Raw genomic sequence first — 19420 nt, 5'->3', positions numbered from 1 at the left:
TCGCGCGCTCACCAGCCCCAGGGGCGCTCGCGGAACCACTGGGTGATCACATATTTGGTGCCCGCGCGAACCTTCATCGCGTGGTGGATCGTGGCCGGATTGACGCTGCCGTCCGGCCGCAGATTGTTCCAGGCGAGCAGCTTGCCTGGCTCGGGGTGGACGACTTTGTCGATCGCCTTGAAGCGCGTGGAGCCGCCCGCCTCGACATGGTTGAGATAGAGCATGACCGTCCAGGTGCGCTGGCCGGAGACGTCGCAGAATTTGTGGAAGTCGGCGGTGCCCGGATCGAAATAGTCGGTGTGCGCCTTGAACTCCTGCCCGATGGCGTAGCGCTGCCCCTGCATCGGCTCGGCATGCGCGCCGTCGAGCCCGATGAAGTCGAGGATGCGGGCCTTGAGGTAGATGGCGAGCGGATCCTCGGCGGCGAGATCGCAGGTCTCGCTGGTGCGGAAGGCGTAATCGTCGCCGGCATTGGCAAGGGTGGAGGGGCGGCGCTTCTCGTCGATCCGCGCCACCAGCGCCGCGCATTGTGCCGCGTCGAGGAAGTTGCGCACCATGAACAGCGTCACCTTCGGGCTCGGCACCTTCTGCACGCCCGGATAGGAGAGAATGCGCGCGACCACTGGTTCGGAAGGGTGGCCGCTGCCGAGCGTGGGAAGAGGAGACGTCTGCATGGTCGTGCTTTTGCCAAAGCACGTCGTTTCATGCCAGCGGGACGCGCAATCGTCATAAAATTGCAGGTCGATTGTCACAAAGCCTGCGTAGCCGGGCGCCGTCCAGCAGGGGGATGACAGTGCATATCGACGTCGAACGGCATCCCGCAGCAGGAGGTGGGGCAAGGGCCACCGCTGCGCAACTCGAGCCGCTGCTTGCCGAGGCGGCGCGGCTTGAGGCGTCGCATCTTCATGTCGAGCCCAGTGCCCGGGGATTCGAAATCGCCTTCCGCGTCTCGGGGCTGCTCCATCCGTTCGGCGACGTGGCGCGGGCCGAAGGTGAGGCGCTGATCCGCCAGATCGCCGCCGCCGCGCGGCTGTCGTCGGAAGGCGTGCTGCCCCAGCGCGGCGAGATGCGGTGGGAAGGCGAGCTGCTCGACATCTTCGTGCTGCCGGTGGTGCACGGGCAGCGGGTGGTGGTGCAGCGTGCGCCCCGCCAGGCCGGGCACCGCGAGCTCGAGGCGCTGGGGATGAGCGCCGCGCTGGCCAACCATGCGCGCACGGTGCTGGCGCGGCCCGGTCTCGTGCTGGTGGCGGCACCGGCGGGGCAGGGCGGCAGCACGACGTTGCAGACGCTGCTCGGGCTCGCCGCGTCGCGCACCCGGCCGGCCCTTGCCATCGCGATTGGCACGATGCCCGATCTGCGGGGGGTGACCTGGGCGGACGGAGCGATCGTCGCCCCGGCAGAGACGCTGCGTGCCGCGATCGAGCAGGACGTCGACGTGCTGATGATAGATTCGCTCGCCGATCGCGCGGCCGCAGCGGCGGCGGTCCAGGCGGCGCAGGCGGGGCGGCTGGTGCTGGCGGGCATCGATGCGGTCGATTCCGTGGCGGCGATCCAGCAACTGCGCGCCTGGCGGGTAGAGGCCTTCCACCTCGCCTCGGCGCTAAGCCTGGTGATCGCCCAGCGGCTGGTGCGGCGGCTATGTCCCGAATGCCGCGAGCCGGTGCAGGCGACCGGCTCGGTCTCGGCGCTGCTCGGCTTCGATCCCGGCGCGATCGTCTATGCCTCGGCCGGATGTGTGGTGTGCGGGGGCACCGGGTTCGCCGGACAGACCGGCGTGTTCGAATCGATTCGCGGCGACGCGACGATCCGCCGACTGATCAATGACGGCGGCGACGCGGCGATTCTGGCGCGCCATGCCTTTATCAGCACCCCCAATCTGGGCTCCGCCGCCCGGCACCTCGCCCGCACCGGGGTGACCACGCCGGAGGAGGCGGTGAAAATTTCCCGCGGGCAGGGTGCGTAATCACCTTGCGCTCCGCTGCGGAGACCGCTAAGCGCGCTCTCCTTCACGGCGACCATAGCTCAATCGGTTAGAGCGCTGGTTTGTGGTACCAGAGGTTGCGGGTTCAATTCCCGTTGGTCGCCCCATTTCCCCCCTTCATAACAGCGCGGATCCATCCATGATCACCGACTGGGGCTTTCCCGATTTCGACGACCACGAGGGCGTTCACCTCTTCTCGGATCGGGCTTCCGGCCTTAGCGCGATCATCGCGGTGCACTCGACCGCGCTGGGTGCGGCCGCCGGGGGCGTGCGCTTCTGGCACTATGCCGATCACCGCGCCGCGATCACCGATGCGCTCCGCCTCTCGCGCGGGATGAGCTACAAGAACGCGATGGCCGATCTGCCGATGGGCGGCGGCAAGGGCGTGATCCTCGCCGACAAGCCGGGTGCGGAAGTCACCCAGGCGCAGCTGGAGGCGTTCGGCCGCGCGGTCGAATCGCTCCATGGCCGCTATGTGACCGCGGAAGACGTCGGCATGTCCGAGGCCCGCATGAAGGTCGTCGCGACCCAGACCAAGCATGTCTCCGGGCTGCCGGTGGCGGCGGGCAGCGCGGGCGGCGATCCGGGCCCGGTGACGGCGCGCGGCGTCTATCTCGGCGTCAAGGCGGCGGCGAAGCGCGGCCTCGGCGTCGATTCGATGGCCGGTGTGCGCGTCGCGATCCAGGGCGTCGGCTCGGTCGGCGGCGGGCTTGCCCGGCTGCTGGCCGCGGACGGAGCCAAGCTGACGCTGGCCGATGTGCATGGCGACCGTGCCAAGGCGCTGGCCGCTGAGCTGGGCGCGGAGGCGATCGACGCCGATGCGATCCTGACCCACGAAGCCGACATCCTCAGCCCTTGCGCGCTGGGTGCGATCCTTACCGAGCAGTCGATCGAGGCGCTGAAGGTGCGCGTCGTCGCGGGGGGCGCGAACAACCAGCTCGCCACGCGCGAGGACGGCCACCGCCTGCACGCGCGCGGCATCGTCTATGCGCCGGATTATGTGATCAATGCGGGCGGCATCATCAACGTGGCGCTGGAATATCTGGGTCAGGGCGACCGCTCCGAGGTCGATGCCCGGGTCGAGAAGATCCCGGTGCGCCTCAACCAGGTGTGGGACGAAAGCGAAGCGACCGGCGATCCGTCGAGCGAAGTCGCCGACCGCATCGCCCAGCGCCTCATCGGGCGGTAATCCAAAGGCCCTCCCCATGACGGGGAGGGCCTTTTGCTATCAGAGCCACCCCGCCGTCTGCGCCGCGAGCCACAGGCCGATGGCGACGAACAGCAGTGCCGCGATGCGGTGCACGGTGGTCAGCGGCACCCGGTCGATCACCGCCTTGCCGAGGAACACCGCCGGCACATTGGCGAGCATCATCCCCAGCGTCGTGCCCGCGGTCACTGGCAGCACCGCGTGGAAGCGGGCACCGAGCGCGACCGTCGCGACCTGGGTCTTGTCGCCCATCTCGACCAGAAAGAAGGCGATGGCGGTGGTGAGGAACGCGCCGAACCGCGCGGGCTTCGTGCTTTCCTCTTCGTCCAGCTTGTCCGGAATCAGCGTCCACAGGCCCATCGCGACGAACGAGGCGGCGATCGCGTAGCGAAACCACACGCTGTCCAGCAGCCCGGCGACTTCGGCACCCACCAGCGCGGCAAGAAAATGGTTGGCGATTGTCGCGACGAAGATGCCGCAGATGATCGGCACCGGCCGCTTGAAGCGGGTCGCGAGCAGGATCGCCAGCAGCTGGGTCTTATCACCGACTTCGGCGAGCGCGACCACCGCGGTGGAGGTGAGCAGGGCTTCCAAGAGAATCTCCGGGGCCGGGCGGATGCGAATCCAACGACATCGCATCTCCCCGCCCGGCACGAGCGGAGATGCGACGCCATTGGTCTCGCCCGAACCTTGCGGCTCCGCCTGCGCCATGGCCTCTCGACCAAGTATGTTGACGCGGGCGCCCGGTGCGCGCGGCACCGACTGGCTACTCCCCAGATGACGCGGCTCGGGTAGCGGAGGCTGCACGGCTTTGCAACCCTATGCGCAGGGAGGGGCGAGGAGATGCAATCGCTGCTTGGAATCCGGGGAGAAACCCGGCTACTCCAGCGCCGTGCCGATGCTACACGCCCTCGCCAATCCGGCGCGCTTCCTCAAGATCGCCCGGCCGCTGACGCCCGCCATGTTCTGGGTGGGGCTGGCGCTGACGCTGTTCGGCGCCTGGGCCGGCCTCACCCAGACGCCCGCCGACTATCTGCAGAAGGACAGCGTCCGCATTCTCTATATCCATGTGCCGACCGCCTGGCTCGGCATGGGTGGGTGGAGCAGCCTGGCGCTGGCGTGCCTGAGCTATCTGATCTGGCGGCACCCGCTGGCGATCGTCGCCGCCCGCGCCATCGCGCCGGTGGGGGCGGTGTTTGCCGCGCTCTGCCTGATCACCGGCTCGATCTGGGGGCGCCCGACCTGGGGCACCTGGTGGGAATGGGACGGCCGGCTGACCAGCATGCTGCTGCTTTTCTTTGTCTATATCGCCTGGATCGCGCTCGCCCGCGCCGATGCCGAGCGGAGCGGCGACGGGCGCATTCCGGCGCTGTTTGGCGTCGCGGGAACGGTGCTATTGCCTATCATTCGCTATTCGGTGGTGTGGTGGAACACGCTGCACCAGGGGGAGAGCATCGGGCTCACCCGCAGCAGCATCGACGCGTCGATGCTCTGGCCGCTGTGGTTCACGCTGTCGGGCTTCAGCCTGCTGTTCGGCGCGATCGTGCTGATGCGGATGCGCGCGCTGCTCGCCCGGCAGAAGGTCGAGGCCCGGTTGCGGCGGAGGGCGGCGCAATGAACCATTGGTGGTTCGTGACCGCCGCCTATCTGGTGGTGGCGCTCGGCACCGGCGGTATCGCCGCGGCGAGCTGGTGGGCGATGCGCCGCGCGGAAGCGACCGCCGACGCACTGGGGCGCCGCGCGTGAAGGCAAAGCATCAACGACTGACGCTCGCATTGCTGGCGGTGGCGGCGATCATTGGCGCGGCGCTGCTCGCGCTCTCCGCGCTCAAGGATCAGGCCGCCTTCTTCTATGCCCCCGGCGACGTCGCCGGAAAGCCGCTGCCGCTCGGCAAGGCGGTGCGGCTTGGCGGCATGGTCGAGAAGGGCTCGCTGGTTCGGGCCAAGGACGGCGTGTCGATTGCCTTCAAGGTCACCGACGGCAAGGACGTGGTGCCGGTGCGTTTCCGCGGCGTGACCCCGGACCTGTTCCGCGAAGGATCGGGCGTGGTCGCCGAAGGCCAGTTCCAGCCGGACGGCAGCTTCGCCGCCGACAATCTGCTCGCCAAGCATGACGAGCGTTACATGCCGCCGCAGATGGCGGGGAAGATGCACAAGAGCGAGTCGCTGGAGCCATGATCGCCGAAGCAGGACTCGCAGCGCTGTGGCTCGCCACTGCCTTCGCCATTGCGCAGCTGATGCTGGGCGCCGCTGCCGCACGCGCGGGCGATCCGGCGGCGATGCTGCCGGGCGTCCGCAAGATCGCGCTGGTCCAGGCGCTGTTCGCGCTTCTGGCCTTTCTGATCCTGATCTGGCTGTTCGTCACCTCGGACATGTCGGTGCTGCTGGTGGCCGAGAACAGCCACTCGCAGAAGCCGATGCTCTACAAGGTCGCCGGTGCCTGGGGAAACCATGAGGGCTCGATGCTGCTCTGGGTGACCGTGCTGGCGGTCGCCGGCGCCGGCGTCGCGCTGTTCGAGCGGCGGCTGGTGGCGGAGACGCTGTCCGCCACGCTGGCGGCGCAGGCGGCGATCGCCATCGGCTTCTACGCCTTCCTCGCCTTCGCCTCGAACCCGTTTGCCCGGCTCAACCCGGCACCGGCGGACGGGCAGGGGCTCAACCCGCTGCTGCAGGACCCCGGGCTCGCCTTCCATCCGCCGACGCTCTATCTCGGCTATGTCGGGCTTTCGGTCGCGTTCAGCTTCGCGGTCGCCGCGCTGCTGATGCGCGACGTGGGGCCGGCCTTCGCCAAGGCGATGCGGCCCTGGGTGCTCGCCGCCTGGATCTTCCTGACGATCGGCATCACCGCGGGCAGCTACTGGGCCTATTACGAGCTCGGCTGGGGCGGCTGGTGGTTCTGGGATCCGGTGGAAAATGCCTCGCTGATGCCGTGGCTGGCGGCGACCGCGCTGCTCCATTCGGTCAACGTGCTGGCGACGCGGGGCGGGCTGCGGGCCTGGACGCTGATGCTGGCGGTGGTCGCCTTCTCGATGTCGATGGTCGGCACCTTCCTGGTCCGCTCGGGAATTCTGGTCAGCGTCCATGCCTTTGCGGTAGACCCGACGCGCGGGACCTTCCTGCTGGCGCTGCTGGGCCTCTATATCGGCGGCGCGCTGGCGCTGTTCGGCGCGCGGGTCGGCACGGTGACGCAGGGCGCGACCTTCCAGCTGGTCAGCCGCGAGGCGGCCTTTGTGCTCAACAACCTGCTGCTCAGCGTGATCTTGGGGATCGTGCTGATCGGCACGCTCTATCCGCTGGTCGCGCAGGCGATGGGCGTGCAGCTCTCGATCGGCGCGCCCTTCTTCGAGAAGACCGCGGTGCCGATCGCGTTGTTTCTGGTCGCAGGCACGGCGGCCGGACCGCTGCTGCGCTGGCGCAAGGACTCCGCCCAGGCGCTGCTCTCGCGCCTCACCATTCCCGTTGCCGTCGCGGGCGTGACCTTCGCGCTGTTCTTCGCCCTGTCGGGCTTCACCTCGCCGATCGCGGTGCTGGTGCTGGCGCTCGCCTTCGGGCTGGCCGCCGCGAGCGTCGCGCCGCTGTGGAAGCGCAACCTTCGCCGTACGCCGCTGCCGATATACGGCATGGTCGTCGCGCATCTCGGCATGGCGGTGAGCCTGGCCGGCATGGCGGCGGATACGCTGTTCAAGCAGGAGCGGCTGGCGGCGGTGGCGATCGGCGACAACCTCGCCGTCGGCCCGTTCAAGGTCACCCTGGCCGAGGTGCGGCCCACCGTCGGCCCCAACTGGTCGGCGATGGAAGCGCGGCTGCAGGTGCAGCGCGGGAGCGGCGAGCCGTTCGACCTGTTCCCCCAGCAGCGCTTCTTCGCCAATCCGCCCACCAACACCAGCGAAGCGGCGATCGCCACCCTGTGGGATGGCCAGGTCTACACCGTGCTCGGCGCGGCGGACGGGGAAGGGCGCTGGCAGCTCCGCTTGTGGTGGAAGCCCTTCGTCACTTTGATCTGGGCGGGCGGCGGGCTGATCGCACTGGGCGGCATCCTGTCGCTGCTCGGCCGGGTGCTCCGCGCCCGCCGAGAGGCACGCGAGCGGGAGGCATGGGCATGAAGAAGCTGCTGATCTGGCTGCCGCTCGCGCTGTTCGTCCTCGTCTTCGTGCTGGTGGTGAACGGCCTGATCCAGCCGAGCGACCGCATCGTGCGCTCGGCCATGGTCGGCAAGCCGCTGCCGACGCTGCAACTGCCTGCGATCGTTGCGGGCAAGCCCGGCATCGACACCGCGGCCTGGCCCAAGGGCAAGCCGCGCCTGCTCAACGTCTTCGCCAGCTGGTGCATCCCCTGCGTCGCCGAGGCACCGCAGCTGCTCAAGCTCAAGCAGGCGGGCGCGCAGATCGACGCGATCGCGGTGCGAGACACCGCGGCAGAGGTGCAGGCCTTCCTCGCCCGCAACGGCGACCCTTATGCGCGAATCGGCGACGATGCCGCGATGCGGGCGCAGCTGTCGCTCGGCTCCTCGGGGGTACCGGAGACCTTCGTGATCGACTCGCGCGGGGTGATCGTCGACCAGCATATCGGCGACATCCGCGCCGAAGACGTGCCCAAGCTGCTCGCCGCGCTGGAGAGGGCGAAATGAGGCGGGCGCTGCTGCCTGTCGCGCTGCTTCTGGCCAGCGCGGCGCAGGCGGATTCGACGCTGCCGGCATCGCCGCTCGCCTATACCCAGCTGCCTGACCCCGACCAGGAAGCCCAGGCCAAGGCGCTGATGGAGACGTTGCGCTGCCTCGTCTGCCAGGGCCAGAGCATCGCCGACAGCGATGCCGACATGGCGGGCGAGATGCGCGCGCTGGTCCGCCAGCGGATCGCCGCGGGCGAGCGGCCCGCCCAGGTCCGCAAATGGCTGATGGAGCGCTATGGCGACTATGTCACCTACGACCCGCCGCTGAGCTGGATCACCGCGCCGCTGTGGATCGCCCCGCTGGCGTTGCTCGCCCTCGGGCTGCTGATCGCCCGGCGGTTGTTCAAGAGGAAGGCTGCATGATGGGCTGGCTGGTCTTCGGCGGCTTTGCGCTGCTTGCAGGTGCGCTATTGCTACTCATTCGCTTTCCGTGGCGCTTTTGGACCGTGCCCGCGATGGCGGTAATGCTCGCGGCGGCGGGCTATGCATGGCAGGGGCAGCCGAGCCTGCCCGATCATCCGGTGGAAGGTGTCGCCAGCGTGCGGCCGCTCGATCCCAACCTCATTGCCGCGCGCGAGGGCCTCTTCGGGCGGTTCAACTTCGACTACAGCTACTTCATGGCCGCCGATGCGATGACCCGCGCCGGTGCGCCGCAGCTCGCCGCGACCGTCATGCTGGGCGCAGTACGCAAGGCACCGAACGATCTGGGGCTCTGGTCCGGGCTCGGCCTCGCGCTTGCCGAGCATGATGGCGACCAGCTCTCCCCGGCGGCGCGCTACGCCTTCGACAGGGCCGAGACGCTGGCGCCGAACCATCCCGGGCCACCCTTCTACCACGGCATCGCGCTGGCCCGGGCCGGTGATCTGGAAGCCGCCCGCCAGGCCTGGGGGCGGGCACTCCGCCTCGTGCCGCCGGGTGCAAGCTACCGCGACGATATGGTGGGCGCGATGCTGAAGCTTGATCCCGCGCTCGCGGCTGCAGCGCAGGCGGCCAAGCCCTAAAGCGGCGTCAGCCCTCTATACTGGAAGGAGCGCCGTCGCATCGGCGCCTTCCAGGGACGGATGACTGCCATGAAAAAGACCGCGCACAACGCTGCCGCGAAGGCCGAGGAAGCCGCGCGCGCGCAGGCGCAGGACATGCTGCACACCATGTTGCAGGACCTGATCCAGATCGACGATCGGCCGGAGATCTGGGCAGCATTCCCCCAGTTCCTGCAGGCGCTGCCGCATTTCTCCTCCGTGATCCGCGACACGCATGCCGCGGCGATGCGCAGCAACCCCAAGATCGACCTCTTCTTGGCGATCGCGCTCGAGATCCTCGTCGCAATGTGCGAAGCGCATGAGGGGCAACTGCCTGCTGCGGTTGCTCGCCTCGCGCGCGCTGCGACGATGCAGAGCAATTCGCTGCTGCTCCAGGGCGCCCTGTTTCACGTCCAGGGCCTGGCAGATCCCGCCAATCCCAAATACCGGCTGGAGGAGCGATTCTGCGTGAAGCCCTTCGTCGAACTCCATGTGCTGGACAATAGCACGCACCAATGCTGCGCGAACTGGCTGCCGACCTCGGCGGGCGACTTGAGCCAGTCGGATTGGGAGAGTGTGTGGAACTCGCAGGCGGCGCAAGCGGTGCGCGCCAGCATCCATGACGGCAGCTATCGTCATTGCAACAAGACGGCCTGTCCGGAGATCCAGGCTGGCACGCTGCCGACGAGGCAGGAGGCTATGGTACGTTGGCCGAGCCTTGCCGCACTGATCGCCGAGCGCGAAACCGAGATGCAGCAGGGGCCGCAGGACGTGAACCTCGCCTATGACGTCACCTGCAACCTCTCCTGCCCGAGCTGCCGCACGAGCAAGCAGGCCGCAGATGCCGCCACGCGCGAGCGCTACAGCGCGATGCAGGAGCGCGCGATCCTGCCGATGCTGCGGGATGCCAAATCGGTGTTCATCACCGGATCAGGCGATCCGTTCGCCAGCAAGAATTTCCGCCAGCTGATGGAGCGGCTGACCCCGGAGGACTATCCCGATCTGCGCTTCCGCATCATGACCAACGCGATGCTGTTCACCCCGCGCGAGTGGGAGAAGTTCCCGGCGCTGCACGGCCGTGTCCAGTCGCTGCAGATCAGCATCGACGGCGCCTCCAAGCAAACCCACGAACTTCTCCGCCGCGGCGCGCGCTGGGAGGTGATGGAGGAAAATTTGCGCTTCTCCGCCGACCTGTTGGCGCAGGGCCTGGTGGATTCGCTGTATCTCAGCTTCACCGTGCAGGTGGACAATTTCCACGAGATGGGCGCCGCGGTCGATCTCGCCGAAAGCCTTGGCGTGACAGGCCTCTATTTCGGCAAGATGACCAACTGGGGCACTTTCTCGCCGGAAGAATATGCACAGAAGGCGGTGTTCACGCCCACCCATCCGCAATATCGCGCGTTCCTGGCGGCGATGGCGGATCCGCGGTTGCGCTCGCGTCGCGCGATTCTGGGCAATCTGGTCGATTATCTGCCGCAGCAGGCAGCAGCCGCCTGAGCCCTCTCGCCCGGGCTGGTGCTCGGTCGAGAGGGGCGGGGGTTCAGCCCGCCCAGGCTTCGAACGGCAGGTCGAGCGCGTCGGCCACCGCCTGGTGGCGGATCTTGCCGCCCGAGACGTTGAGGCCGTTGGCGAGGTGGCGGTCGGCCTGCATTGCCGCTTCGGCACCCTGGTTGGCCAGCTTGAGCACGAAGGGCAAAGTCGCGTTGTTGAGCGCGAAGGCCGAGGTGCGGGCGACCGCGCCGGGCATGTTGGCGACGCAGTAATGGATCACGCCGTCGATCTCGAACACGGGATCGTCATGCGTGGTCGCGCGGCTGGTCTCGAAGCAGCCGCCCTGGTCGATCGCGATGTCGACCAGCACCGAGCCGCGCATCATCGTCTTGAGCATGTCGCGGGTGACGAGCTTCGGCGCCGCCGCACCCGGCACCAGCACCGCGCCGATCACCACCTGCGAGGTGCGGACTGCCTCGGCGATCGCGGCCTTGCTGGCATAGGCGGTCTTGATCTGGCTGCCGAAATGCATGTCCAACTCGGCCAGGCGCTCGTTGTTGATGTCGTAGATCGTCACGTCGGCGCGCTGGCCGGTCGCCATCTGCGCGGCGTTGATGCCCGAGACGCCGCCACCAAGGATCGCGACCTTGCACGGTGCCACGCCCGGCACGCCTCCCAGTAGCTCGCCGCGGCCGCCCTGTTCCTTCTCGAGATAGTGCGAGGCGACCTGGACCGACATGCGGCCGGCGACTTCGCTCATCGGCTTGAGCAGGGGGAGGGCGCCCGAGTTCGAGGTGACCGTCTCATAGGCGATGCAGGTCGCGCCGGACTTCATCAGGCCCTCGGCCTGCGGCTTGTCGGCGGCGAGGTGGAGATAGGTGAACAGCAGGTGGCGCGGCTCGAGCAGCGCGATTTCCTGCGCCTGCGGCTCCTTCACCTTCACGATCATGTCCGACTGGGCAAACACGGTCTTGGCGTCGGGCGCGATCTGCGCACCGACCGCGGTATAGGCGGCATCGTCGAAATCGATGCCCATGCCGGCCTTGGTCTCGACCAGCACGCTGTGGCCGGCATGGACCAGCTCCGCCACCGAGGCGGGGGTCAGGCCGACGCGATATTCGTGATTCTTGATTTCCTTCGGAACGCCGATGCGCATGGGAACTCTCCTAAGTTCGGATGCGGCACTGTATCGCAGTTGGCGGTGCGAATCCCTGCAAAGCGAGTTGCGCCGACGAAGGTTGAACGCATGGATCTTGCGTTTGTTACGCTCTCGCGCGCATTCCATGCGGGATGGATCGAATCGACACAGCAATCCTCAAGCTGCTCGCCGCGGACGCGCGCGCGCCCGTGAGCCAGATCGCCGCGGCGGTGGGCCTCTCGCAATCCGCCTGCACGCGGCGCATCCAGGCGCTGGAGGTGAACGGCCTGATCCGGGGCTATGGCGCGCGGCTCGGACACCGCACGCTCGGCTTCCGCGTCACCGCGCTGGTCGACATCACGCTCGGTACGCAGGTGGAGGAGGATCTCGCCCAGTTCGAGGCGGCTGTCGGTCGGATCGACGGGGTAGTGGAATGTGCGCTGGTCTCGGGCGGGCAGGATTATCGGCTCAAGATCCTCTGTCGCGACCTCGACGATTACGAGCGGCTGCACCGCGAGCATCTCGGGCGCCTGCCGGGGGTGGTGACGATCAACAGCAGTTTCGTCCTGCGCGAGGTGCCCACCCGGGGCGAAGGCGACGCCTTGTTCGGCGCGGCGCGATGACTATCTTGGGGCCTGTTGGAACGGGCGGGGCGCTGGTGCGTCTAGCCGCCCTGGACACGCTTGTTGATAGGGCATGTTGCACATGCTAACGGCCCGCATCCTGATGATGATGAGAACACAGGTCTCTATGGCCAGGTCGGTTCGCTACTCTCAGCGTCTGTCGCACCGGTGAACACCGCTGTGAACGGAGACGCTGCCGCGCTCCTCCCCGATTCGGACCCGCATGTCGGTCATGGCCAGCACGGCCAGGACCCGACCTGGAAGCTCGCGCTCGGTGCTATCGGCATCGTGTTCGGCGATATCGGCACGAGCCCGCTCTATGCGTTTCGCGAGACCTTCGCGAACGAGCATCACGAACTGCCGCTGGACACGCCCCATGTGCTGGGCGCGATCAGCCTGATGTTCTGGTCGATGATGGTGGTGGTGACGCTGAAATACGTCACGATCATCATGCGGGCAGACAACAAGGGCGAGGGCGGCAGCCTGGCGCTGCTCGCGCTGATCTCGGGTCGGGGCGGCCAGCGCCGCTGGACCCAGGGGATCGTGCTGCTCGGCGTGTTCGCCACCGCGCTGTTCTACGGCGATTCGATGATCACCCCGGCGGTCTCCGTGCTGTCCGCGGTGGAGGGGCTCGCGGTTGCCGCGCCGGGCTTCCACCGGCTGGTGGTGCCGATCGCGGTCGTCATCCTCGTCATGCTGTTCTCGATCCAGCGGACCGGCACGGCGCGCGTCGGCGCCTTTTTCGGGCCGGTGATGATCTTCTACTTCCTCGTCATCGCGACGTTGGGCGTGATCAGCATGGTCCAGACGCCGCATGTGCTGCAGGCGCTGTCGCCGCACCATGCCGTGCACTTCTTCATGCTGGACCCGCTGCGTGCTTTCCTGGCGCTCGGCTCGGTGGTGCTGGCGGTCACCGGCGCCGAGGCGCTCTACGCCGATATGGGCCATTTCGGCCGCAATCCGATCCGTGTCTCCTGGCTGTGGTTCGTGCTGCCGGCGCTGATGATGAATTACATGGGGCAGGGCGCGCTGCTGATCCGCGATGCGGAGGCGCTGCGCAGCCCCTTCTACCTGCTCGCACCCGAGGCGCTGCGGCTGCCGTTGGTGTTCGTCGCCACCGCCGCCGCGATCATCGCGTCGCAGGCCGTGATCTCTGGCGCCTTTTCGGTGACCCAGCAGGCGATTCAGCTCGGCTTCGTGCCGCGTCTGCGCATCGACCATACCAGCGCGGCGACCGCCGGGCAGATCTACATCCCGATCATCAACTGGGCGCTGATGATCATGGTGATCCTGCTGGTGCTCAGCTTCCAGACCTCGTCGAACCTCACCGCGGCGTACGGCATCGCCGTCACCGGCGCGATGCTGATCGACAATTGCCTGCTCGCCGTGGTGCTGTTCAACCTGTGGCACTGGAAGAAGCGCTACGCGATCCCGCTGCTGGCGATCTTCTTCACCGTCGATCTCGCCTATTTCGCGGCCAATCTCACCAAGGTGCCCGATGGCGGCTGGTTCCCGCTGATGGTGGGCTTCATCGTCTTCACCCTGCTCACCACCTGGGCGAAGGGCCGCAAGCTGATGATCGCGCGCCTTCGCGAGAGCGCGATGCCGATCCAGATCTTCATCGAATCGGCTGCCAACGCCGCCACCCGCGTGCGCGGCACCGCGGTGTTCATGACCTCGACGCCGGACGGCGTGCCGCACGCGCTGCTCCACAACCTCAAGCACAACAAGGTGCTGCACGACCGGGTGATCCTGCTGACCGTCAAGATCAGCGACGTGCCTTATGTGCCGGAGGAGAAGCGCCTGGTCGTGGAGGATCTCGGCAAGGGCTTCCACCGTATGATCCTCTATTACGGCTTCATGCAGGAGGCGGACGTGCCGGCGGCACTCAAGTCGGTCGATGCCTGCGGTGCCGAGTTCAAAATGATGGAGACCAGCTTCTTCCTCGCCCGCCAGACCCTGCTGCCCTCCTCGCGGCCGGGGATGATGATCTGGCGCGAGAAGCTGTTCGCCTGGATGCTGCGCAACGCCGAAAGCGCGATGGAGTTCTTCCGCCTACCGACAAATCGCGTGGTCGAGCTGGGCAGCCAGGTGGAGATTTGAGCGCGGCGCCCGCCCCGCTGATCGTGACGGCGCTGTTCGGCAGGCAGGACCAGGCCTGGTTCGATTCGCTCCGCCGCGCGCATTTCCCGCCCGAGCGGAACCAGCTCGACGCGCATCTCACGCTGTTCCACCATCTGCCGCCCTCGGTGGCCGAGGAGCTCAAGCATCGCCTCGCCCAGGAGACCCGCGGAGTGCGCGCGCCGCGGGCGCGGGTGAGCGGGCTGATGTCGCTGGGGCAGGGGGTGGCCTATCGAATCGAGGTGCCCGAGCTGGACGCGATTCGGGCCGGGCTGCTCCACGCCTTTGCCGGGCTGCTCACTCCGCAGGATGCGGGCCGCTGGCGGCCGCACGTGACCGTGCAGAACAAGGTCCGACCGGTGCTTGCCAAGGCGCTGCTGCGTGCGCTGGAAGCCGATTTCGCCCCGAAAACCGTGGAAATATCGGGGCTTGCGAGCTGGTGGTATCGCGGCGGTCCATGGGAATTGCATTCACGTCACATGTTCGCTTGACGGATCGTGTCCACCGACATAGATGGCCGCTCTCGCTTCGGGGCGGAGTAGCTCAGTTGGTTAGAGCAGCGGAATCATAATCCGCGTGTCGGGGGTTCAAGTCCCTCCTCCGCTACCATCCCCAAGCCTCTGATTTGTCGAGCAATCTGCGCAGTAGGTTGTTTCGATTCGGCGGACGCCGTGAGCGTTTTTGGGAAGATTTTTGGCAAATTAGCCGGATTCGAGCTTCCTGATCGCTGACTCGGCCAGGCGCTGATCTCGGTTGAGATAGTGCGCATCTAGGATATCGTTGACGTCGCGCAACGAGTGCCCGGTGATCGTCGCGATCTCGGGCGGCGTTGCGCCCGCTAGCGCCAATCGCGTGACCGCAGTTCCCCGCAGATCGTGGAACGTCACCCCCTCCACGCCTGCCGCGACGCAAGCCTTTCGCCATGATGCGCGGAAGCCACCTTCGGTCCAAGGCGTACCACGCTCGGTGAGCAGGATCGCTTCACGCGCTGCTGGACGTTGCTCCGAAAGGAGGTCGAGCCGCGCCTTTAGCGGCTTGCCCACTGGGATCACGATGCGCTTGCCGGGCTGACCTTCCTTCTTCCGGATCGTCTTGTGCTGGACCAGGCGCAAATTGGCGCCGTCATAGGCGCTCCAGGTCAGCGCCAGCAGATCGCCCTGCCGCTGCCCCGTCCAGAGCGCCAGCATCAGCGCCAGGTGCAAATGGTCCGGCGCGCGAGCGTAGAAGGCGGCTTCGTTCTCGGGCGTCCAGACCCGCTCAGATCGTGCCGCGCGATACACGCGCCCGCCCGCCCGGCACGGGTTGACCGGCGCCAGGCCACGATCCACCGACCAGGACAGCACGCGCGCCAGCACCGAGTAGGCATAATCGGCCTGTCTCCGCGATCGAACGGCGAGGCGATCCCGCCAGGCCATGAATTCGCCGCGGGTGCGCCGATCGGCCAGCGCAGCGATCGGGAAGTCCCCGAACTCGCCATCGATGATGCGCAGCTGCTTGTTGTAATCGGCCCGCGTCCGCTCCGCGAGGTCGGTAAAGGCGCTCGAATCCTGAAACGCATCCAGCAGCGTGCGCAGCGTGTCGGCTGCGCGCTTGCGATCCTCCGCATGCGCCCGTTCGTAGCTGGCCAGAAATTCAGGCGAGCCCGGCTTGCCCTCGAGCCGCGGGCCGCCCTTCCAGGCGTAGAAATATTCGACCATCTCGCCGCTCGCGGCGCGCACCCGCGTGCGGTTCACGCCTTTCAGCTTAACCCGCATTTCGGCTAGCCTTCCATGCATCGAACGGGCTGGCGGGTGCCGCCTCGGCCGCGGCGGCGGCGTGGAACAGGATAATTCGGCCATCAGGATCGATCTCCGTGCGCGCGATCTCCAGCCCGCCCTTGCGGGAGGCGCGGATCGCGCGGACCAGATCGGCCTGGCGAAAGGTGGGGCGAGCAGCCATGCGCGTTCTTTCAATCTCTCGCCGATCAGCGCCGCGCCGCCTGGGCGCGGGTGAACAGCAGGACCAGCTGAAGCGGCACGCTGCACAGCGCGGCGCAGACGAGCAGCGTGACGAGCAGCACGCGGGCAGCCTTGGCGATCAGGCGCATGTCCGGCCTCCCGGGCTGCAGGCGGAGCAGCGATCCTGCTCGATCCAGCGGCAGCCGCCGCCTTCGCCGTCGGTGCAGCGATCATGCGCGGAGCAGCCGCAGCCGCGGCAGATGCGCGGATGGCGGTGGAGGGGTTCCTCGGCCAGCTGCCAATAGACGTCCGGATCGAACGGGAAGGCGTGCAGCAGGTGCGCGATTGTCGAGCGATAGAGCGCGGTGCGCCCCGGCGTCTCCAAGCGGCGGAGAAACTCGACTGCGCGCCGATGATCGGCGCGGCTGTCGACCAGCCGGTCCGCAGCTTCCGCAATCGAGAGGCGCGCAGCGACGCGCCGGAGGCGCAGATAGTCCGAAGGGGTGAGGCGCGGTGCCTCTACCACACCCGGCCAGAGGGCGGGCTGCAGCACCGAGGGGGCGGACACGCGGCGGCGCAATGGCGCGGCGCCGGGCAGGGGCGCGATCATCGCAGGGCCTCCCACAGCAGTACCGCCGCCCAACCCGCGCCGACGCCGGCCAGCAGGCGCAGGCAGGTGCGATCAAGCGGGCGGAGGATCCAGCGCGTCCGCCGACACGCCGGGCAGGCGCAGGCGCCCATCCGCAGCGGGCGGGGCGAGGGGGGAGCAAAGGCTTGCATCGGGATGGCTTCCTTTCAGGCAAAGCGGGGGCGTTGCCCGGCGCGCGGTAGCGCCGGGGGGCGGGCATTTAGGCTGGGGACGGGGCGGCGCCCGGATCAGGTGCCGATCGTGTCGGCTACCTCCGGCGGTGCTTCGTCATCATTGGCGGGCTGCCCCGGTGCATCGTCGTTGGCCGGCTCGCGCCATCGGCCGACGGGCAGGTGCAGGCCTGGGTTCGGCTTCATGCCCCGCACCACCAGGCGCACAGCGACGATTTGGACGACGAAGGCGCAGCCGCATGCATCGTCGTTGCACAGCAGCCGCGCCTCGCGGATCGTGGGCGTTATCTGCTCGCTGGTACGGCAACTCACGCCCGATCCGCATTCCGGACACACGAAGAAGCGTCGTCGTTTGATCGTCATAGCGTGCCCCGCATGGTTGGTTCCGGCGCCGCACCGCGGCGAAAGATCGAGCTGAGACGGCGCGAAAGGGAGCCGACGGCCTGCGCCGCCTCGTGCGTTTCCTGCAGCGCGCGGAGCATGGCGGCACGGCTGGCGTCCGGCTGGCTCGCGGCGAGGCTGAAGGAAACGGCCTCGCCAGCTTCCTTCGCGACGCCCGCGATCTCGATCACCAGCGCCTGCGGGCAGGCTGCCAGCTCGACCGCCGCCGGATCGACCATGCGGGCATAGCATTCGAGCAACGGCATCGAAGCGCCGCCAGCGGCGACATAGGCGCAGTCGAGCGCGGCAGCCTGCGCCAGGGTAGGCGTGGTCGCTGTATCGGGATCAGACCATTTGTAGATCGTCCGATCGCCCACGCCTGCGGCATGGGCCGCGCGGCGCACGCCTAGGCGATCGGAGATCTGCAAAACGGCAGCGGACCAGGTGCCGGGGATGCGAAGTTTCGTCACCCTCGACCCTCCGCGCAAGGGAAGGGGATGGGGCTCCGGTCGGCCGGGGCCGCCGGAGCCTCCGCCGCAGTGCGACCCGCGGGGTTATCGGAGAAGTGGTAGGCGTTCGATGCCAGAGTTGAATCGCACGCGACGCGAAGCAAGGGGCGGGGTACATCAAGGCCCTCCGGATATATGTCCGGTCGCAGCAAGGTGCGGGAAACTCCTGTCAGTTCCTCGACTCGAAGGACGTGTTCCGCAGGAAGGGGGCGATTGTGCTTGAGCCAGTGGTTCACGGTTGATTGCCGTCGGCCAATCATGCGCCCGAACGACGACTGCGAACCCGCTACCCGAACCGCTCTGGCGAGCGGGGTGTCTATGGAAAGCTCCATGCTCATGCGGCCTGCCTAACGGAGCTCCGGTAGACATGTCAACCGGAAAGCTGTTGTGGCACGCTAACGGCAAGCCGTTAGGATTTGCGCAATGAATATAGGCGAGCGCATCGATTACCGGCTAAAGGCGATTGGCATTTCGCAGGCTGAGCTGGCGCGACGTGTGGGCGTGCGGCAAAGCACGATCAACGGCCTCATCCGGGGAGAGTCCCGTGGGTCGAAGCATCTTCACGTAATTGCGAGGATCCTACGCACCTCCCCAGCCTACCTGACTGGTGAGACGGAAGACCCCGCGCCCGATGCTCCTATTATGGAGCCGGAGCGGCCGCTCCAGTTCGTCACCATGCAGGTCGCCCTCCCTAGTGAGGAAGCGCTCGCAACCATGTTTCGGGCCATGCTGCGGATCGTGCCTGAGAACGCAACCGAGGACGAGCGTGCTCAAATTCTCGCTCGGCGTTTGCCAGCTGCGCTTTCGCAGCTTCGAGATCTCGCGCCTTAACCCGGTGCGGGTGCGATGCCCGCTCCCGGTGCAGCTGCTCCAGTTCCCGCCACAAGTCGTCGCGCAGCGCCGCGAACACCGCGCAGGCTACCTCGCATTCCTCGCACCCATGCTCGCATCCCGGCGTTAGCCGCAGCATCGGCTTGCACATCACCTTCGACCCTTGCGAATTGTTCTTGTTCCGTTCCAATATCCGACGCGCGAATGTGTAGGAAACCCCAAAAATATTCATCATGTCGAAGGGGTTGCGGTAACCCCTTCAGATTCTGGTGCGGGCGACGCTGGTACACTCTCGCGATCCAGTTTAGCCGACGCGCATGGTAGTGCTTATGCTTCTCTCCGCCGCGTCTCTGTGCATCGCCAACGTGCATGACGGCGACACCATTCGAAGCTGCGATGGCGAGCGCATCCGAATCGCGAATATCGACGCGCCGGAAATGCGAGGCAGCCCGAAGTGTCGAGACCGCCGGCGCCGCGGCTGGTGCGATTATGCCTTGGCCACGCGCAGCCGAGACGCACTGGCGGCCTTCCTAGCGGAAGGGCGCGTGACAATCCGACGCCAGGGCGAGGATCGCTATGCCCGCACGCTCGCGACACTAGCAGTCAATGGGCGCGATGCGGGCCAGTACCTGGTTGACCGGCGACTGGCCCGCCCGTGGCGCTGAAGCGGGGCAGGGTTTGGGACATACCTGTCGG

General features: G+C 67.4%; 26 protein-coding genes and 2 tRNA genes. 17 read left to right on the top strand and 11 right to left on the bottom strand.

Translation table 11 applies throughout. From position 1 onward, the window contains the following. Nucleotides 1-8: 8 nt before the first annotated feature. Nucleotides 9-674: a prolyl hydroxylase family protein gene (locus tag ABIC35_RS06960; protein WP_121077837.1), complete on the bottom strand. Its 666-nt coding sequence runs from the start codon at nt 672-674 to the stop codon at nt 9-11. Between the two features lie 113 nt (nt 675-787). Here ABIC35_RS06960 and ABIC35_RS06955 point away from each other — a divergent pair, with 113 nt between their 5' ends. From ABIC35_RS06955 to ABIC35_RS06945, 3 genes are all read left to right on the top strand, one after another. After that, nucleotides 788-1963 (top strand): GspE/PulE family protein, encoded by a 1176-nt coding sequence (locus tag ABIC35_RS06955; RefSeq protein ID WP_121077835.1) that lies wholly within the window; start codon nt 788-790, stop codon nt 1961-1963. Between the two features lie 48 nt (nt 1964-2011). Then, nucleotides 2012-2088 (top strand) — tRNA-His (locus tag ABIC35_RS06950). A 32-nt stretch (nt 2089-2120) separates the two neighbouring features. Then, entirely contained in the window at nt 2121-3170 is a 1050-nt protein-coding gene (locus ABIC35_RS06945; protein ID WP_121077833.1) for a Glu/Leu/Phe/Val family dehydrogenase, read from the top strand. Between the two features lie 39 nt (nt 3171-3209). Here the strand turns inward: ABIC35_RS06945 and ABIC35_RS06940 are convergent, their stop codons facing one another. Beyond that, nucleotides 3210-3782, bottom strand: coding sequence for a TMEM165/GDT1 family protein (locus ABIC35_RS06940; protein ID WP_121077831.1), 573 nt, complete (start codon nt 3780-3782; stop codon nt 3210-3212). A 304-nt stretch (nt 3783-4086) separates the two neighbouring features. On the opposite strand from ABIC35_RS06940, the gene ccmC reads away from it, so the two are divergent. From ccmC to ABIC35_RS06900, 8 genes are all read left to right on the top strand, one after another. Then, nucleotides 4087-4806 carry a heme ABC transporter permease CcmC gene (ccmC, locus tag ABIC35_RS06935; RefSeq protein WP_183049499.1) on the top strand — a complete coding sequence of 240 codons (720 nt, stop codon included), beginning with the start codon at nt 4087-4089 and terminating at the stop codon, nt 4804-4806. Next, entirely contained in the window at nt 4803-4934 is a 132-nt protein-coding gene (locus tag ABIC35_RS06930; protein ID WP_354278363.1) for a hypothetical protein, read from the top strand. Before ccmC ends, ABIC35_RS06930 begins: the two co-directional genes overlap by 4 nt. Continuing rightward, nucleotides 4931-5365 (top strand): cytochrome c maturation protein CcmE, encoded by a 435-nt coding sequence (ccmE, locus tag ABIC35_RS06925; RefSeq protein WP_121077827.1) that lies wholly within the window; start codon nt 4931-4933, stop codon nt 5363-5365. The genes ABIC35_RS06930 and ccmE overlap by 4 nt, the downstream gene beginning before the upstream one ends. Then, nucleotides 5362-7290 carry a heme lyase CcmF/NrfE family subunit gene (locus tag ABIC35_RS06920; RefSeq protein ID WP_121077825.1) on the top strand — a complete coding sequence of 643 codons (1929 nt, stop codon included), beginning with the start codon at nt 5362-5364 and terminating at the stop codon, nt 7288-7290. Before ccmE ends, ABIC35_RS06920 begins: the two co-directional genes overlap by 4 nt. Then, the gene (locus tag ABIC35_RS06915) at nt 7287-7814 is read left to right on the top strand and encodes a redoxin family protein (RefSeq protein ID WP_121077823.1); all 528 of its coding nucleotides are present in this window, start codon (nt 7287-7289) and stop codon (nt 7812-7814) included. Before ABIC35_RS06920 ends, ABIC35_RS06915 begins: the two co-directional genes overlap by 4 nt. Next, nucleotides 7811-8218 carry a cytochrome c-type biogenesis protein gene (locus tag ABIC35_RS06910; protein ID WP_121077821.1) on the top strand — a complete coding sequence of 136 codons (408 nt, stop codon included), beginning with the start codon at nt 7811-7813 and terminating at the stop codon, nt 8216-8218. The genes ABIC35_RS06915 and ABIC35_RS06910 overlap by 4 nt, the downstream gene beginning before the upstream one ends. Next, a complete protein-coding gene (locus ABIC35_RS06905; RefSeq protein WP_354278362.1) occupies nt 8215-8856 on the top strand; it encodes a tetratricopeptide repeat protein in 642 nt (213 codons plus the stop codon). Before ABIC35_RS06910 ends, ABIC35_RS06905 begins: the two co-directional genes overlap by 4 nt. A 69-nt stretch (nt 8857-8925) precedes the next feature. Next, on the top strand, nt 8926-10371 hold the full coding sequence (locus ABIC35_RS06900; protein ID WP_354278361.1) for a radical SAM protein: 1446 nt from the start codon (nt 8926-8928) through the stop codon (nt 10369-10371). Nucleotides 10372-10414: 43 nt separating this feature from the next. On the opposite strand, the gene ald is transcribed toward ABIC35_RS06900, so the two are convergent. After that, entirely contained in the window at nt 10415-11521 is a 1107-nt protein-coding gene (ald, locus tag ABIC35_RS06895; protein ID WP_121077816.1) for an alanine dehydrogenase, read from the bottom strand. 134 nt (nt 11522-11655) lie between these two features. On the opposite strand from ald, the gene ABIC35_RS06890 reads away from it, so the two are divergent. The 4 genes from ABIC35_RS06890 to ABIC35_RS06875 all read left to right on the top strand — a co-directional run bounded on the left by ABIC35_RS06890 (nt 11656) and on the right by ABIC35_RS06875 (nt 14856). Next, nucleotides 11656-12126, top strand: coding sequence for an Lrp/AsnC family transcriptional regulator (locus ABIC35_RS06890; protein ID WP_121077814.1), 471 nt, complete (start codon nt 11656-11658; stop codon nt 12124-12126). Between the two features lie 180 nt (nt 12127-12306). Then, the gene (locus ABIC35_RS06885; protein ID WP_183049408.1) at nt 12307-14229 is read left to right on the top strand and encodes a potassium transporter Kup; all 1923 of its coding nucleotides are present in this window, start codon (nt 12307-12309) and stop codon (nt 14227-14229) included. Beyond that, nucleotides 14226-14738 carry a 2'-5' RNA ligase family protein gene (locus tag ABIC35_RS06880; RefSeq protein ID WP_121077810.1) on the top strand — a complete coding sequence of 171 codons (513 nt, stop codon included), beginning with the start codon at nt 14226-14228 and terminating at the stop codon, nt 14736-14738. Before ABIC35_RS06885 ends, ABIC35_RS06880 begins: the two co-directional genes overlap by 4 nt. Nucleotides 14739-14779: 41 nt before the next feature. Further along, nucleotides 14780-14856 (top strand) — tRNA-Met (locus ABIC35_RS06875). A gap of 92 nt (nt 14857-14948) precedes the next feature. Here the strand turns inward: ABIC35_RS06875 and ABIC35_RS06870 are convergent. The 8 genes from ABIC35_RS06870 to ABIC35_RS06835 form a co-directional block, all read right to left on the bottom strand. After that, nucleotides 14949-16001 (bottom strand): tyrosine-type recombinase/integrase, encoded by a 1053-nt coding sequence (locus ABIC35_RS06870; RefSeq protein ID WP_121077808.1) that lies wholly within the window; start codon nt 15999-16001, stop codon nt 14949-14951. Next, nucleotides 15991-16185, bottom strand: a complete 195-nt coding sequence (locus tag ABIC35_RS06865; protein WP_121077806.1) for a hypothetical protein — start codon at nt 16183-16185, stop codon at nt 15991-15993. Before ABIC35_RS06865 ends, ABIC35_RS06870 begins: the two co-directional genes overlap by 11 nt. Before the next feature lie 25 nt (nt 16186-16210). After that, on the bottom strand, nt 16211-16333 hold the full coding sequence (locus ABIC35_RS06860) for a hypothetical protein (RefSeq protein ID WP_354278360.1): 123 nt from the start codon (nt 16331-16333) through the stop codon (nt 16211-16213). Next, nucleotides 16324-16794, bottom strand: coding sequence for a hypothetical protein (locus ABIC35_RS06855; protein ID WP_121077804.1), 471 nt, complete (start codon nt 16792-16794; stop codon nt 16324-16326). The genes ABIC35_RS06860 and ABIC35_RS06855 overlap by 10 nt, the downstream gene beginning before the upstream one ends. Continuing rightward, nucleotides 16791-16964: a hypothetical protein gene (locus ABIC35_RS06850; protein ID WP_183049407.1), complete on the bottom strand. Its 174-nt coding sequence runs from the start codon at nt 16962-16964 to the stop codon at nt 16791-16793. The genes ABIC35_RS06855 and ABIC35_RS06850 overlap by 4 nt, the downstream gene beginning before the upstream one ends. Nucleotides 16965-17060: 96 nt before the next feature. Then, complete coding sequence (locus ABIC35_RS06845; protein WP_183049406.1) at nt 17061-17366, bottom strand: ogr/Delta-like zinc finger family protein; 306 nt, start codon at nt 17364-17366, stop codon at nt 17061-17063. After that, nucleotides 17363-17854, bottom strand: a complete 492-nt coding sequence (locus ABIC35_RS06840; RefSeq protein ID WP_183049405.1) for a hypothetical protein — start codon at nt 17852-17854, stop codon at nt 17363-17365. The genes ABIC35_RS06845 and ABIC35_RS06840 overlap by 4 nt, the downstream gene beginning before the upstream one ends. Continuing rightward, on the bottom strand, nt 17851-18225 hold the full coding sequence (locus ABIC35_RS06835) for a transcriptional regulator (RefSeq protein ID WP_354278386.1): 375 nt from the start codon (nt 18223-18225) through the stop codon (nt 17851-17853). The genes ABIC35_RS06840 and ABIC35_RS06835 overlap by 4 nt, the downstream gene beginning before the upstream one ends. A 91-nt stretch (nt 18226-18316) precedes the next feature. Between ABIC35_RS06835 and ABIC35_RS06830 the strand changes: the two genes are divergently transcribed. Both ABIC35_RS06830 and ABIC35_RS06825 read left to right on the top strand, forming a co-directional pair. After that, on the top strand, nt 18317-18724 hold the full coding sequence (locus tag ABIC35_RS06830; RefSeq protein ID WP_121077798.1) for a helix-turn-helix domain-containing protein: 408 nt from the start codon (nt 18317-18319) through the stop codon (nt 18722-18724). Nucleotides 18725-19053: 329 nt separating this feature from the next. After that, on the top strand, nt 19054-19389 hold the full coding sequence (locus ABIC35_RS06825; RefSeq protein ID WP_354278359.1) for a thermonuclease family protein: 336 nt from the start codon (nt 19054-19056) through the stop codon (nt 19387-19389). The last annotated feature ends 31 nt before the right edge of the window (nt 19390-19420 follow it).

It is taken from the genome of Sphingomonas trueperi, assembly GCF_040545965.1.
GTDB classification, from domain to species: Bacteria; Pseudomonadota; Alphaproteobacteria; order Sphingomonadales; family Sphingomonadaceae; genus Sphingomonas; species Sphingomonas trueperi_C.
Note: the sequence above shows the minus strand (reverse complement) of the source record. Positions and strands in the feature narration are given on the sequence as shown.